We start from the raw sequence: 14,128 nt of genomic DNA on the forward strand, positions 1-14,128 counted from the left end.
GGCCCCGGGGTTGCAGCGGCGGCTTCCGCTGTGGCTACGGTAGAGGTGTGCCGTACAGGGGGGAAGCAGATCCGCAGGAACAGCCAGGAGCTCATCAAGCCCGGCTGCTGGCCAATGCCGCCGCACTCAAGCGGTTTTCGCGCCGCGGGTTCCTGGCCGGCACGGGCGCCTCGGCCCTGCTGGCGGCGGACATGCTGGTCACCCGCCATGTCCAGGCGGAGCGGCAGGTCAACCGGATACTGCAGGTCGCGGACGACTTCGCCGACGCCTACTACCCGAACGCCAGCTGGTTCCTCTTCCCCGGCTACAAAACAAGCTGGGAAGAGGCGCTCTGGATCCTGAACGCAATGCGTGGTGCGCTGAACAAGCGCGGCCAGCTGGCTGCCGTCGGCTATTCCAACCTAGGGCTGGACATCGACGAGGTGGTGATCGCCGTCATCGAACATGTCCGGGCGAAAAAGCTGACCAAGCTTTTTTTCTACGGCCACAGCTTCGGCGGCATGGTGGCCACCCAGGTGGCCGCGCGGCTCAGGGAATTCCACGGCGTGGAGGTTGACTTCATCCTGCTGGACTCCAGTCCCTACAGCCGGAGCGACGTGCTGGACGAGAGCTGGTTCGACGGCGTGGTGTTCCTGTATGAGAGCGGCTTCCGGGTCCCGTCCGTGGTCCGTGGCAGCTACGAACTGGGGGAGCGCGTCATCCACAAGGACGAGCGGACCTGGCGGCAGATCCTGGACCAGACCATGGAGCAGCTGTCGCCGATCGCCCCGTCCAGTGTGCTCATCCAGTCCGAGTCGGCCTACATCTACCACTTCGACGGAAACCGGTTTGTGGACAAGCTCGGCGCCACGCGGATGGCGTACATCGGCAACCCGAAGGACCGCACAGTCCGGTACCAGACGGCCAAGGACGCGTGGTCGGCAGCGTTCCAACCCCACATGGTCTCGATGGACCTGCAAACGGACGGTGCCCTGCCGGCGCACGCGAGCCCGGGCTGGAATCCGCTCATCTACCGGCCCATCGTGGAGCGGCTCATGGACGACTTTTTTCCGCTGCCCCGCGGCGGCTCGAAGGTGACGGTCTTCTAGATCTGGTTCTTCAGGTCGGCCACGGAGTTCAGCACCTGGTTGGGCCGGAACGGATAGGCGGCAATGTCTTCGCGCTGCGTAATGCCGCTGAGGACCAGGACCGTGTGCAGGCCTGCCTCCATGCCGGCGATGATGTCGGTGTCCATCCGGTCCCCGATCATGGCCGTGGTCTCGGAGTGCGCATCGATCTGGTTCATGGCGGACCGGAACATCATGGGATTCGGCTTGCCCACAATGTACGGTTCCCGGCCGGTGGCCTTCGTGATGAGCGCGGCGATGGCGCCCGTCGCGGGCATCGGGCCGTCCTTGGACGGGCCGGTGGCGTCCGGGTTGGTGGCAATAAAGCGGGCCCCGGCCAGGATCAGGCGGATGGCCATGGTGATGGCCTCAAAGGAGTACGTACGGGTTTCGCCGAGCACCACATAGTCCGGGTCCTGGTCGGTGAGGATGAAGCCTGCCTCGTGCAGCGCCGTCGTCAGCCCTGCCTCGCCGATGGTGTAGGCGCGGTTCCCGGAGCCGGAACCCCGCACCTGGTCCTTGAGGAAGGTGGCCGTGGCCAGTGCGGACGTCCAGATGTTCTCCTCGGGGATCTCCAGCCCGGAGGCCCGGAGCCTGGCGGCCAGGTCGCGGGGCGTGAAGATCGAATTGTTCGTCAGCACCAGGAACCGCTTGGACGTGTCCACCCAGCGCTGGATCAGTTCGGCGGCCCCTGGGACGGCTTGGTTTTCGTGGACGAGTACGCCGTCCATGTCTGTCAGCCAGCATTCGATCTCCTGGCCGCTGCGGTAAACCGCCGGTGAACCCTGTACCTGGTCTGCTTCTGCCACGTTTACCTCCGCCGGTGATGAATGCTCCAGTGGTCCAGTCTAGTGTTGAGGGGTGAAACAAATGCCCGGAAACCCAGTCGAACCTCTTCCGATTCCAGTCGAGGAGCCAGCGCCCGGGGAGGCGCCGGAGCCAAAGGCGGAGGTCGGCGTCGGGCCCTGGGACGGTGAGCTGCCCGCTGGTGACCACTGGGATCCGGAATTGCTCGCTGACGGCGACCGCCGCAACGTGGTGGACCAGTACCGCTACTGGAAGCATGACGCGATCGTGGCGGACCTCGATTCGAAGCGGCACAACTTCCACATCGCCATCGAAAACTGGCAGCACGACCTCAACATCGGCACCGTGGTGCGCACCGCCAACGCGTTCCTCGCCAAGGAAGTCCACATCATCGGACGACGCCGGTGGAACAGGCGCGGGGCGATGGTCACCGACCGTTACCAGCACGTCCGCCACCACCCCACCGTGGAGGACTTTGTGGTGTGGGCGCAGGGGGAGGGGCTCGCGATCATCGGGATCGACATCTTCCCCGACTCCGTGCCCCTGGAGACGTATGAGCTGCCCAAGGACTGCGTCCTGGTGTTCGGCCAGGAAGGGCCCGGGCTGACGCCGGAGGTCCACGAGGCGGCCCTGGCCACCCTGTCCATCGAGCAGTTCGGCTCCACCCGCTCCATCAACGCCGCCTCCGCCGCCGCGATCGCCATGCACGCCTGGATCCGCCGGCACGTCTTCAGCCAGCCCGTCTGACCCGCTGCAGGCGCGGCTGGCCCCGGCGTTGAATCCGAGACGAAACTATCGGTAATCTTCGCGAATCCCTAGGCCCACAAGTTACCCGCCAGTAGCATGTGGCTGGATCACACTCACTGGCGAGTGTGGCCCTGACTGGAGGTTCAATGAAGCATCCTTCTGTACGCGTCTGTGCGGCCATTGTGTTGGCCGCGGTTCTCACCTTCGGTTGTGGCGCGGTGGCCCAAGCCGCTCCGGCACCTGCCCTAACGCCGGCGACGACGGCCAACCCGCTCGACTTCTACAGCACCCCCGCCTCGCTTCCGGCCAACAACGGCGACCTGGTCCGGACGGAGCCGTCTGTCTTCTATGTCGATCCCCCCAAGACCATCCGGGCCCAGGCCTCCGTGCAGCGCATCATGTACCGGTCAGTGAACAGTTCCGGAGCGCCTGTCGCCGTGACCGGCACAGTGCTGGTGCCGTACGCGGCCTGGACCGGGTCCGGCCCGCGTCCGCTGGTCAGCTACGCCGCCGGAACCCAGGGGCAGGGGGACCAATGCGCACCGTCCCGGGCCATGGCCACCGGCGAGGAATACGAGGGGATCTTCATTGCCGGGCTGCTGGCGCGGGGCTACTCCGTAGCGGTGACCGACTATGAGGGTCTCGGCACGGCCGGCAGCCACACCTACATGGCGCGCGAATCGCAGGCACACGCCGTCCTCGACGCCGCCCGTGCCGCCCAGCGGTTGGGGAACCCTCAGATCGTCCCCGGCGGCCCGGTGGCGCTGGCCGGCTACTCCCAGGGCGGCGGCGCCTCTGCAGCCGCCGTCGAGCTTGCACCCCAATACGCTCCGGAATTGAACCTTAAGGGCGCGTACGCGGGGGCGGTCCCCGCTGACCTTCCCGCCGTTGGACGAAACCTCGACGGCGGCCTGTACACCGGGTTCCTGCTCTACGCGGTGACGGGCATGGGCGCCGCCGGCGGACTGGACCTGAGCCCCCACCTCAACGCCGCAGGGCGGGCGAAGCTGGCGGCGACAGACAACGAATGCACTTTGCAGTCGCTCGCCTCAAGCGGCTTCCTGAACACCGCGCAGCTCACGGTTTCGGGGCAGAAGCTGAGCTCGCTGCTGGAGCTTCCCGAGCTAGAAACCGTCGTTGCCGCACAGACGATCGGCAACGGCCGGGCGCCGCAGGTCCCCGTACTGCTCTCGCACAGCGTCCTCGATGACGTCATCCCCTACGACCAAGGCAGGCAGCTGGCCAAGCGCTGGTGCGCCGCCGGATCGTCGGTGTATTTCGATGTCACGGCCGGGGCCACCCACATCGGCGGCTACGCGGCCGCCATCCCGCAGGCGTTCATCTTCCTGGAGCACCGCTTCTCAAACCGGTCCGCAGTGAGCAACTGCTGGCTGTACGGCTAAGTGTTACCGGCCCGCGTGACCCGAAACACTGCCCCTGCACAGAAATGGCTAGGATGGTTGCTAGCCGTAAGAGGTCTACTCTCCAGGGTCACAACCCATAGACGAAAACTCAGCATAGGAGTCACCATGCCCATTGCAACCCCAGAGATCTACTCCGAGATGATCGACCGTGCCAAGGCCGGAGGCTATGCATTCCCGGCCGTCAACGTCACCTCCTCGCAGACGCTGAACGCCGCACTGCGCGGCTTCGCCGAGGCTGAGTCCGACGGCATCGTCCAGGTGTCCACCGGCGGAGCCGCCTACTGGTCCGGCGCGGCCACCAAGGACATGGTGGCCGGTTCGCTCGGCTTCGCCGCGTTCGCCCGGGAAGTTGCCAAGAACTACGGCGTCAACATTGCCCTCCACACCGACCACTGCCCCAAGGACAAGCTGGACGGCTTTGTCCTGCCGCTGCTCGCAGCTTCGGAGGCCGAGGTCAAGGCCGGCCGCAACCCGATCTTCAACTCGCACATGTGGGACGGTTCGCACGAGCCGCTCAACGAGAACCTCAGCACCGCGCGCGAACTGCTGGAACGCACCGCCGCCGCGAAGATGATCCTCGAAGTTGAAATCGGCATCGTGGGCGGCGAGGAAGACGGCGTGGAAAACGCCATCAACGACAAGCTGTACACCACGGTGGAGGACGCTCTGGCCACCATTGAAGCCCTCGGCGCCGGCGAGAACGGCCGCTACATCACGGCCCTGACCTTCGGCAACGTGCACGGTGTGTACAAGCCCGGTGGTGTGAAGCTGCGCCCGGAGATCCTCAAGGACATCCAGGCCCAAGTGGGAGCCAAACTCGGCAAGAACAGCCCGTTCGACCTCGTGTTCCACGGCGGCTCCGGTTCCTCCGACCAGGAGATCGCCGACGCCGTCTCCTATGGTGTGATCAAGATGAACATCGACACCGACACCCAGTACGCGTACACGCGTCCCGTGGTGGACCACATGTTCAAGAACTACGACGGCGTGCTTAAGGTTGACGGCGAAGTGGGCAACAAGAAGCTCTACGATCCGCGCGTCTGGGGTGCCTCCGCCGAGGCGGGCCTGTCCGCCCGCGTCGTCGAGGCAACCAAGCAGCTGGGTTCTGCTGGAAAGACCTTCTAGGAATGTCCGACGAGTTCCGCAAGAACCTCATGGGCCCGGAGCCAACGCTCCTGCCTGCCGAGACCGACGTCTACGCGCAGCTGGACGCCGGCGCCGAAGCCCTGGACCTGGTGGAAAAGCACCCCACGTCGTCGCTGTTGTGGGCTGTCCTGGCGGAGGAGGCGTGGTCTGAGGGCCGCACCATCGATTCCTACGCCTACTCGCGCGTGGGCTACCACCGCGGGCTGGACTCCCTGCGCCGCAACGGCTGGCGCGGCGTGGGCCCCATCCCGTGGGAGCACGAACCCAACCGCGGCTTCCTGCGCGCGCTCTACTCGCTGGGCCGCGCGTCCGCGGCCATCGGCGAAGCCGAGGAACCGGAACGCATCGAGAAGTTCCTTAACGACTCGGACCCGGCAGCCAAGGCAGCCATCGAGGGTAAGTAGTAGAAGAACGACGGCGGGCGGTCACCTTTTCAGAAAGGTGGCCGCCCGCCGTCGTAATTTCCGGCGGTTGGGGAGCGAAACCTACCCGGCCATTTCGGCATGTGCTGGCCGGCCCAGCGGGATGACCAGCGGGGTGAGCGAGACGGGGTCTTCGATGACGCGGCAGGGCAGCCCGAAGACTTCCTCCACCAGTTTCTCGGTAATGACGTCGGCCGGCGCGCCCTCGGCCACTACCCGCCCGTCCTTCATGGCCACGATGTTGTCCGCGTAACGGCTGGCGTGGTTGAGGTCGTGGAGTACCGCCACCAAGGTATAGCCACGGGTGCGGTTCAGTTCGCGGAAAAGTTCGAGGAGCTCGATCTGGTGGGCGATGTCCAGGAACGTTGTGGGTTCATCCAGCAGGAGCAGCGGGGTTTCCTGGGCCAGCACCATGGCAACCCAGACGCGCTGCCGCTGCCCGCCGGACAACTCGTCCACCAGCGTGGCGGACAGCGCGGTCACGCCGGTCATGGCCATGGCTTCCGTTACGGCCGCCTCATCCTCCTTGCTCCACTGGCGCAGCAGCTTCTGGTGCGGAAAGCGGCCGCGGGCCACCAGCTCGGCCACGGTGATGCCGTCGGGGGAAATGGACGACTGCGGCAGCAGGCCCAACGTGCGGGCCAGTTCCTTGGCGGGGATGGCGGAGATGGAGCGGCCGTCGAGGACCACCTCGCCGGCGTGCGGCTTGATCAGGCGGGCCAGGGTTTTCAGCAGCGTCGACTTGCCGCAGGCATTCGGTCCCACGATGACGGTGAAGCGGCCGTCGGGGATGGCGAGGGAAAGTTCCCTGCTGACGATTTTCCGGTCGTACCCTGCACTGAGCCCGCGGGCCTGCAGTTGCGCGGGAGCCTTGGTGGAGATGCTCACGACTTCCTCGCTTCCCTGGCCAGCAGCCAGATGAGATAAATACCGCCGATGGATACGGTGACGACGCCCACGGGCAGTTGAATGGGCGAAAACAGGCGTTGTGCCGCGAAGTCGCTGGCTGCCAGGAGCAGCGCCCCGACCAGGGCCGACGGCAGCAGGGCGATACCGGCACTGGCGGTCATCCGGCGGGCCAGTTGCGGGGCGGCCAGCGAAACGAAGGCAATGGGACCGGCGGCTGCGGTCACGGCGGCGGTAAGTCCGACGCCGAGCACCACCAGGGCGATCCGCACCGGTTCGGCGCGAACTCCCAGTGCCCTGGCAGCGTCGTCGCCCAGTTCCAAGGTGCGCATGGAGGGCACCACGAAGACCGAGGCAAGGAGTGCGACGGCGATGACGGCTGCCGCGGGCCAGGCCTGCTCCCAGCTGATGCCGTTGAGGGACCCCGCGCCCCAGACGGCGGCGCTCATGGCCACCTCAAGCTCAGCCTGCAGCACGATCCAGTGATTGACCGAGGCCAGCACGGCGCTGACGCCGATGCCCACGATGATCAGCCGGAAACCCTGGATGCCGCGGCGGTAAGCAAGAAGGTAGACGCCCAGGGCAGTCAACAGCCCGCCGACCAGTGCGCCGCCGGCGATCTGAATGGCACTGCCTCCCATGGTCAGGATGACCAGCAGCGCGCCTGTGTAGGCTCCGGTGTTGAATCCGATGATGTCCGGGCTGCCCAGTGGGTTGCGGGTCAGCGACTGGAAAATTCCGCCGCTCACGCCCAGTGCCGCGCCGAACAGCACCGCCATCAGGACACGCGGCAGCCGCCATTCCATAACGACGGTCTGGGCCATGCTTTCCGCTGTCCCCGTGAAGGCGCGCAGGACCTGCTCAACGCTGATCTCCAGTGCGCCGCTGGCGAGGGCCATGACAGATACCGCGATGGTGAGGAGTACCACCGGAATGCCCACGGCGACTGTCCTGCGGCTGATGCGGAGGCTGATTCCGCCGCCGGGGGTGCGGATCTGCCAGGCGGTTTTTCCGAAATCGACGCTCACAGTGCACTGGCCTTCCGGCGCCGGGCGAGGGCCACCAGCACGGGCGCGCCGATGAAGGATGTCACGATGCCCACCTGGAGCTCGCCGGGTACCACTACCCGGCCCAGGACATCAGCAACCAGCAGGAGCAGTGGTGAAAGGACCAGGGTGTACGCCATGATCCAGCGCTGGTCCGGCCCGATCAGCCAGCGGGCCACATGCGGAATCATCAGGCCGATGAAGCCGATGGGGCCGGCCGCGGCGGTGGCTGCACCGCTGAGCAAGGTGATGGCGACGAGCCCCAGGATGCGGGTCCGGTTCGAGTTGGCACCCAGCGCGGTGGCCAGTTCGTCGCCCAGCGACACCGCGTTCAGGCCACGGGTGGTGACCACGGCTATCAGCAGGCCCGCCCCGATGAACGGCGCCGCCACCAGGACACCGTCCATGGACCGGCTGTCCAGCGAGCCGATGCTCCAGGACCGCAGCTGGTCGAAGGCCCGGGGGTTAATGAGCGTCAGCCCGGAGGAAATGCCTGTCAGCACCGCCCCCAGCGCCACGCCCGCGAGGGTGATCCGCACAGGGTTCACGATGTTCCGGCCGGCGCTGCCTATGAAGTACACAGCCGCGGCTGCCAGCACGGCGCCCCCCAGCGCGAACCACACGTATCCGCTCATTGTGGAGACGCCAAAGACGCCTACGGCTATCACAATGGCAAAGGTCGCCCCGGCGTTAACACCCAGCACGCCCGGGTCAGCGAGCGGGTTGCGTGTGATGGCCTGGATCAGTGCGCCGGCCGCTCCCAGGGCCATCCCGGCGATGATGCCCAGCAACGTCCGCGGCAGGCGGTTCTCCAGGATGATGGCGTGGTCCGCGGTATCCGCATAGGCAAAGAAGGCCTGCAGCACCGACTCCAGCGGAATGGACTTGGCGCCGATGGCGAGGCTGAGCAGCGCGGCGCCGGTGAGGGCGCCAACTGCGGCCAGCAGCAGGGCCAGCCGCCAGCTGCCCCGCCGCACCGCGCCCGGGCTGGGCGGCATCTCTGCCGGGACGCCAGCCGCGGCGGTGACAGTGAAGTGCGTGCCGGCGTTCGGCCGTGATTCCCCGGGGATGGTGTCTTGTTGCATGGGTATAGGGCGCTCCGGCACGGGTTGGGGACCTTCCGGGCAGCACCCGGATCAAGGATCACATTCTAATTAGGTTATCCTTACTTCGTGAAAATTGACGATTCAGTGACGGAGCACGACTCCGCACGCACCCGCACTCGCGTACGAAGCACCAGCCTCAAAGTCGCCGGTGCCCTGCTGGTTCTTGGCATGCTGGCCGGCTGTGGCAGTGCCACCACCGCTTCCGGCACCGCCGGCAACGCAGAAGTCGCCACCGGCGGATCCAAGTTCACCACGGCCGACGCCGAGACTGCCAAGCTGGGCAGCGACGCCGAGGCCAGCGAATTCCCCCGCGTCATCAAGCACGCCAATGGCGAGACCACCCTCGACAAAAAGCCGGAGCGCATCGTGGTCCTGGACACCGGCGAGCTCGACGCCCTGGTGTCCCTGGGCATCACTCCGGTGGGCATGCCCACCACGGAAGGTGCCAACGCGGTCCCCGGCTACCTGGCTGACAAGGTGGCCGGCGTGGAAACTGTGGGCACTATCCAGGACCTGAACCTCGAGGCGATCGCCGCACTGAAGCCGGATCTCATCATCGGCAGCAAGCTGCGCGCGGACAAGCTCTACCCGCAGCTTTCCCAGATTGCTCCCACCGTCTTCAGCATCCGCCCGGGCTTTCCGTGGAAGGAAAACTTCCTGCTGGCCGGCGAGGCGCTGGGCGAGGAGACCAGGGCGGTTGCCGCCCTCAACGCCTACCAGGCCAAGGCCGACGAACTGAAGGCTGCAGTCCCGGACGACCAGAAGGTTTCCTTGGTCCGCTTCTTGCCGGGCAAGATCCGCCTCTACGCCAACAAGTCGCTCATCGGCGTGATCCTGAAGGACGCCGGCATCGCCCGGCCGGAGAACCAGGACATTGACGAGCTGGCCGCGGAGATCTCCGCCGAGAACATCGGCGACGCCGATGCCGACTGGATCTTCTACAGCAGCTACGGCGAGCCCTCCGCCACCGGGGAAACCTCTGTTGTTGAGGGCGCCGTCTGGCCCCGCCTCGAGGCCGTCAAGTCCGGCCACGCCAAGGCCGTCAGCGATGACACCTGGTTCCTGGGCCTCGGTCCCACCGGCGCTTCGCTGATCCAGGACGAACTCAAGGACCTGCTTACCGCGGGCTGAGAAGTCAGCACAAGTACTTAAGGAAGTACGACGGCGGGCGGTCACCTTTAGAAGAAAAGGTGACCGCCCGCCGTCGTTATCTCCGGTGGTTGGTTAGACCTTCGCGAGCCCCGTGCGGGCCATGGCGTCGGTGTAGACGACGCGCATTTCCTCGAGGTACTGTTCCTGCCGCGCGGGCGTCCCGGCGAACGCACGGCCGCTGAGGGAGCGGACCTTGTAGGTCTTCAGCCCGCGGCGCCAGAGCAGCGGAACTTCGGTCTTCAGCAGCAGGTTGGCCAGGCGGTTGGCTTCGGTGCCGTGGGCCACGATCACCGAGGCGCGGGGAACCACGGCGAGGAACTTCAGGAGCGGCTTGAGGCCGGCGGAAATCTGGTCCGGCGTGAACTTGCCGTTGACCTCGCCGGGGGTGTGCCACGGGTGTACGTTCCAGGGCATCACGAACTCGGGGCGCAGGCCCAGCTTCCACTGGATGCCGAGCATGCGGGTGGCGGCTTCTTCGTCGCCGGCGGTGATGAAACCGGACGGGTCAGCCTCACCGATGTTGGAGTAGAGGCTGATGATGCGGCACTCGTCCACGTCGTGCATGGGGTCGACGTACGGGACTTCGGTGTGGGGCTTGACGCTCTGCAGGGAATCGCACAGCTCGTTCACGGCGGCAACGTTGGGCTCGTAGCGGCGGCTCAGGAGCTGTTCACGGAGGGATTCTGGGGCCAGGGCTGTCATATAGTGCAATGTCTCCTGCGGGGCTCGGCGATGCTGCCAATCCGGAAAATGGGCGCGTGATGGGCGCGCCCGTCCGGCGTGGTTTGAAATGTGGTGTGGACCGATTCCTGGTCGATCACTATCAGTTTAGCAAGCCCCGCGAAATGCGGGGCCCGGCCCTAACCTCCCGTGATGGACGGCACAGGGCGATCGGTCTTTGTCAAGTTAATTGACAGCTTTCGTTTAGCTTGATTGGCTTCTGTGACAGCCCGCAATAAGGACGTTGCGGCTGGTCGCACCCTCCATGCAGTCGAAAGAGGTAACGTACCGTGAACAAAGCCCTGGCAACTATAAGGACCGCGGCCGTATCCGGAGCCCTGGTTCTGGCGGCACTCGCCGCGCCGGCACCGTTGGCCCATGCCGTGGGCGAAGGCCCCAACTATGACGGCAATGGCCAGATCACCACCTCGAAACTGGCAACCTATGACGAGTTGGTCTCCTTCCTGAAGGATCAGGACACCCGCCAGCCAGCCATGGAACTGGAGGTGATCGGCCAGACTGTCAAGGGCCGGGACATCCACCTGGTGAAGTACATTTCGGACCCGGCCAAGCCCACCATCCTGTACCTGACCCAGCAGCACGGAAATGAGCAGCTGACCACCGAGGGTGCCATGGCATTCGTGAAACACCTGGGGACCGGGAAATCGGGGGACATCCTGGACGGAGTGAACATCCTCATCGTTCCCATGCTCAACGCCGACGGCGCGATGGGAGATGTGAACTTCCCGCTGGATGACTACCTGGCCAAGGGCGACCGCCACATGACGCGGTACAACGCCGAGGAGGTGGACCTGAACCGCGACCACGTCGCCAAAATCCAGCCCGAAACCCAGGCGCTCCACACCAACGTTATGCGCAAGTACAACATTGACTACATGATCGACCTGCACCACCAGGGCACCCGGAGTGAACGCGACGGAAAGCTGGTCTCCGGGTCCATCCTGTACCCCACCACGCCCAATGCCGATCCGGCTGTTGTGGAAATGTCCAAGCAGTTGGGCGCCGTGGTCTTCAACAACGTCGACTCCACCGGCTGGGGCCACCTGGGCAAGTACGTGGGCGGCAGCGCCGAGACCATCAGCCGCAACGGCATCGCAGTGGAGTACGGGATTGCCACCCTGCTCTTCGAAATGCGTGGCATGTCGGATCACTATCTGGACGGCTACGCCCTCGGGCTCCGCAGCAACGGTTACCTGATCCAGCAGACAGTGACCACGCTGACGGCCACTGCGGCGGCCATCGCTGACGGTTCGATTGCCGACGCCGATACGTCGTTCTGGGACAGCCTGGACACCCAGACGTCCCGTCCCGGCGAGGAAGCTGACGACGAGTAGCAGATCGTGGCAAGTCTGCCCGTGGTCCTTTGCCGTGCGCGAAGGGCCACGGGCACCCCATTGAGTGGACAAAGTCCGTGATCGGCTAAACTTGGGTGGTAAGAGCCCCGGACTCTTGCGTGGCTGGCCGCCGTAGCGGTCCGGCCAGGCTATGGCCTTCGGGGCATTCTCATGAACGGCGCTACGCAGGCCTGCCATTTCGGTGGACGGACCTGTGCGGCCCGAACGAATGGGGGAGGATCCCATGCCAGCAATCGTGATCGTAGGAGCCCAGTGGGGCGACGAAGGAAAAGGCAAGGCCACCGATCTTCTGGGCGGCCGCGTTGACTACGTCGTAAAGCCCAACGGCGGCAACAATGCCGGGCACACCGTCGTCGTAGGCGGTGAGAAGTATGAGCTCAAACTCCTTCCGGCCGGCATCTTGAGCCCCAACGCGATTCCGATCATCGGCAACGGCTGTGTGGTGAACCTCGAGGCCCTGTTCCAGGAGATCGAAGGCCTGCAAGCCCGTGGCGCGGACACGTCCAAGCTGCGCATCTCCGCCAACGCGCACCTTGTGGCGCCCTACCACCAGGTCCTGGACAAGGTCACCGAGCGTTTCCTCGGCAGCCGCGCCATCGGCACCACCGGCCGCGGCATCGGCCCGGCCTACATGGACAAGGTGGCCCGCCTGGGCATCCGCGTCCAGGACGTCTTCGACGAGTCCATCCTCCGCCAGAAGGTGGAAGGATCCCTGCGCCAGAAGAACGAACTCCTGGTCAAGGTCTACAACCGCCGCGACATTGTGGTGGACGAGATCGTGGACTACTTCCTGGCTTTCGCCGAGCGCCTGCGACCGCTGGTCATCGACAGCACGCTGGTCCTCAACAACGCCCTGGACGAGGGCAAGGTTGTGCTTATGGAAGGCGGCCAGGCCACGTTCCTGGACGTGGACCACGGCACGTACCCGTTCGTGACCTCCTCCAACCCGACCGCCGGCGGCGCGTCCGTTGGCTCGGGCATCGGCCCCACTAGGATCTCCCGCTCCATCGGCATCATCAAGGCCTACACCACCCGTGTTGGCGCCGGACCGTTCCCCACCGAACTGTTCGACGAGATGGGCATGTACCTGCAGAAGACCGGTGGCGAGTTCGGCGTAAACACCGGCCGCCCGCGCCGCTGCGGCTGGTACGACGCCGTCCTGGCACGCCACGCTTCCCGCGTGAACGGCTTCACGGACTACTTCGTCACCAAGCTGGACGTCCTCACCGGCATCGAGCAGATCCCGGTCTGCGTTGCCTACGACGTCGACGGTGTGCGGCACGACGAAATGCCCATGACGCAGACCGAGTTCCACCACGCAGTGCCCATCTTTGAGTACTTCGACGGCTGGACCGAGGACATCACCGGTGCCCGCACCCTGGAGGATCTCCCCGAGAACGCCCGCAACTACGTGCTGGCCCTCGAAAAGCTCTCCGGCACGCGCTTCTCCGCGATCGGCGTCGGCCCGGACCGCGACCAGACCATCGTGGTCCACGATCTGATCAACGACTAGCAGCCTGTAACGCACGACGACGGCGGGTCACCTGGAAGGGTGGCCCGCCTTTGTCGTCTGCTGGCCCAAGTGACTCGCAGTTAACGTCACTTGGGGGAATTTACACAGGCTTAACGCAACCGGTCTTGTGAGGCTGTAGACGGGCCGGACAGACTCTTAAGCACACCCTGAACTGATCAGTTGATCATTCGACCAGACCCGCAGGTGCCGGATGCAGCGATGCTCCGGGACCGCCCGAGGCGAAGATGCTGCCCGGACGGGACCCCAGACCGGAAGGATTTATCATGGCCGGGAAGTTTGAAGTTTTCTTGGATTCGGATTCACAATTCAGGTTCCGCCTCACGGCGCCGGATGGCACGGTGATGGCTGTGTCGGGGGCTTTTGAGAACAAAGCCGCCGTGGTTGCCGGTATCGCCGCCGTCCGCGAATGCGCCGGGACAGGGCTGGTCACCGATCTCTGCCCCGCCGCCAAAGTTTCGCCGACTGCCCCCGCCCCACGTCCGTGGTGGTCCCCGCCCAACTCCAGCCGAACTGCGGGGACCAACGCGTCCCCGCCACCAGGGCGCACACTTTTGTCATAGCCAAGGCACCGCGCCTGGGGGTGGCCGCCCCGCGCTGGATTTGAGGCGCGCTGGGCCTGGGCTGGGCTGGGCTGGG

The 14,128-nt window shown here is 65.5% G+C and carries 14 protein-coding genes; 9 read left to right on the top strand and 5 right to left on the bottom strand.

From position 1 onward, the window contains the following. The first annotated feature begins 47 nt into the window (after window positions 1–47). Entirely contained in the window at window positions 48–1,088 is a 1,041-nt protein-coding gene (locus NIBR502772_RS04965) for an alpha/beta fold hydrolase (protein ID WP_141139321.1), read from the top strand. Here NIBR502772_RS04965 and NIBR502772_RS04970 read toward each other — a convergent pair. Beyond that, on the bottom strand, window positions 1,085–1,915 hold the full coding sequence (locus NIBR502772_RS04970) for an HAD-IIA family hydrolase (RefSeq protein WP_210412389.1): 831 nt from the start codon (window positions 1,913–1,915) through the stop codon (window positions 1,085–1,087). The two genes, NIBR502772_RS04965 and NIBR502772_RS04970, sit on opposite strands and share 4 nt — an antisense overlap. 61 nt (window positions 1,916–1,976) lie before the next feature. On the opposite strand from NIBR502772_RS04970, the gene NIBR502772_RS04975 reads away from it, so the two are divergent. The 4 genes from NIBR502772_RS04975 to NIBR502772_RS04990 all read left to right on the top strand — a co-directional run bounded on the left by NIBR502772_RS04975 (window position 1,977) and on the right by NIBR502772_RS04990 (window position 5,634). After that, window positions 1,977–2,660: an RNA methyltransferase gene (locus NIBR502772_RS04975; RefSeq protein ID WP_141139323.1), complete on the top strand. Its 684-nt coding sequence runs from the start codon at window positions 1,977–1,979 to the stop codon at window positions 2,658–2,660. 146 nt (window positions 2,661–2,806) lie between these two features. Further along, the gene (locus tag NIBR502772_RS04980; protein WP_141139324.1) at window positions 2,807–4,063 is read left to right on the top strand and encodes a lipase family protein; all 1,257 of its coding nucleotides are present in this window, start codon (window positions 2,807–2,809) and stop codon (window positions 4,061–4,063) included. A 126-nt stretch (window positions 4,064–4,189) separates the two neighbouring features. Further along, the gene (gene fbaA, locus NIBR502772_RS04985) at window positions 4,190–5,209 is read left to right on the top strand and encodes a class II fructose-bisphosphate aldolase (protein ID WP_056348649.1); all 1,020 of its coding nucleotides are present in this window, start codon (window positions 4,190–4,192) and stop codon (window positions 5,207–5,209) included. Window positions 5,210–5,211: 2 nt separating this feature from the next. After that, the gene (locus NIBR502772_RS04990; RefSeq protein WP_141139325.1) at window positions 5,212–5,634 is read left to right on the top strand and encodes a DUF3151 domain-containing protein; all 423 of its coding nucleotides are present in this window, start codon (window positions 5,212–5,214) and stop codon (window positions 5,632–5,634) included. An 81-nt stretch (window positions 5,635–5,715) separates the two neighbouring features. On the opposite strand, the gene NIBR502772_RS04995 is transcribed toward NIBR502772_RS04990, so the two are convergent. The 3 genes from NIBR502772_RS04995 to NIBR502772_RS05005 are packed head-to-tail and all read right to left on the bottom strand — an operon-like array spanning window position 5,716 to window position 8,689. After that, the gene (locus tag NIBR502772_RS04995) at window positions 5,716–6,540 is read right to left on the bottom strand and encodes an ABC transporter ATP-binding protein (RefSeq protein WP_141139326.1); all 825 of its coding nucleotides are present in this window, start codon (window positions 6,538–6,540) and stop codon (window positions 5,716–5,718) included. Next, entirely contained in the window at window positions 6,537–7,586 is a 1,050-nt protein-coding gene (gene fepG / locus NIBR502772_RS05000; RefSeq protein WP_141139327.1) for an iron-enterobactin ABC transporter permease, read from the bottom strand. The genes NIBR502772_RS04995 and fepG overlap by 4 nt, the downstream gene beginning before the upstream one ends. Beyond that, window positions 7,583–8,689, bottom strand: coding sequence for an iron chelate uptake ABC transporter family permease subunit (locus NIBR502772_RS05005; protein ID WP_141139328.1), 1,107 nt, complete (start codon window positions 8,687–8,689; stop codon window positions 7,583–7,585). The genes fepG and NIBR502772_RS05005 overlap by 4 nt, the downstream gene beginning before the upstream one ends. 87 nt (window positions 8,690–8,776) lie before the next feature. On the opposite strand from NIBR502772_RS05005, the gene NIBR502772_RS05010 reads away from it, so the two are divergent. After that, the gene (locus NIBR502772_RS05010; protein WP_371706773.1) at window positions 8,777–9,841 is read left to right on the top strand and encodes an ABC transporter substrate-binding protein; all 1,065 of its coding nucleotides are present in this window, start codon (window positions 8,777–8,779) and stop codon (window positions 9,839–9,841) included. A gap of 93 nt (window positions 9,842–9,934) precedes the next feature. Here NIBR502772_RS05010 and NIBR502772_RS05015 read toward each other — a convergent pair whose 3' ends face one another. After that, window positions 9,935–10,564: a uracil-DNA glycosylase gene (locus tag NIBR502772_RS05015; protein WP_141139329.1), complete on the bottom strand. Its 630-nt coding sequence runs from the start codon at window positions 10,562–10,564 to the stop codon at window positions 9,935–9,937. A 308-nt stretch (window positions 10,565–10,872) separates the two neighbouring features. Between NIBR502772_RS05015 and NIBR502772_RS05020 the strand changes: the two genes are divergently transcribed. From NIBR502772_RS05020 to NIBR502772_RS05030, 3 genes are all read left to right on the top strand, one after another. Next, window positions 10,873–11,937 (top strand): M14 family zinc carboxypeptidase, encoded by a 1,065-nt coding sequence (locus tag NIBR502772_RS05020; protein WP_141139330.1) that lies wholly within the window; start codon window positions 10,873–10,875, stop codon window positions 11,935–11,937. Between the two features lie 244 nt (window positions 11,938–12,181). Next, window positions 12,182–13,471 carry an adenylosuccinate synthase gene (locus NIBR502772_RS05025; protein WP_056348633.1) on the top strand — a complete coding sequence of 430 codons (1,290 nt, stop codon included), beginning with the start codon at window positions 12,182–12,184 and terminating at the stop codon, window positions 13,469–13,471. A gap of 362 nt (window positions 13,472–13,833) precedes the next feature. Next, window positions 13,834–14,052 carry a DUF1508 domain-containing protein gene (locus NIBR502772_RS05030; protein WP_246848772.1) on the top strand — a complete coding sequence of 73 codons (219 nt, stop codon included), beginning with the start codon at window positions 13,834–13,836 and terminating at the stop codon, window positions 14,050–14,052. Window positions 14,053–14,128: the final 76 nt, after the last annotated feature.

The sequence above is a fragment of the Pseudarthrobacter sp. NIBRBAC000502772 genome (assembly GCF_006517235.1).
Taxonomy (GTDB): domain Bacteria; phylum Actinomycetota; class Actinomycetes; order Actinomycetales; family Micrococcaceae; genus Arthrobacter.